Annotated in this window: 1 pseudogene; it reads left to right on the top strand. The window is 37.8% G+C overall.

From position 1 onward, the window contains the following. Nucleotides 1–100: pseudogene (locus tag AB4512_RS23595) on the top strand (oxidase); the annotation flags it as partial. Nucleotides 101–307: the final 207 nt, after the last annotated feature.

Below are 307 nucleotides of genomic sequence, written 5' to 3' on the forward strand. Positions count from 1 at the left end.
GCTTTTCTGCATAAGGGAAGATGAAGCTAAACATAGAGATAAGAATCACGACATTGCCGATCTCTATAAAACCCAAGACTTACCTGATCATCAGTGCTAATCATCAAAAAGACATAATTATGACAAATAAAGCTCAACAACCAGAAAATAAGGTCGTCTTAATTACTGGTTCAAACCTGGGATGGGGTTGAGCTTTTCTATGGATACTAGAAATATGGGCTTACCTGAGGGGGAGTGCTTAGAGAGTCGTACTATGAGTAAATTTCTTAAGATCAAAGCGTTATAAATGAGCTTAATGGTGCAGTAG

It is taken from the genome of Vibrio sp. 10N.222.52.B7 (assembly GCF_041474275.1).
In the GTDB taxonomy this organism is placed as follows: domain Bacteria; phylum Pseudomonadota; class Gammaproteobacteria; order Enterobacterales; family Vibrionaceae; genus Vibrio; species Vibrio crassostreae_C.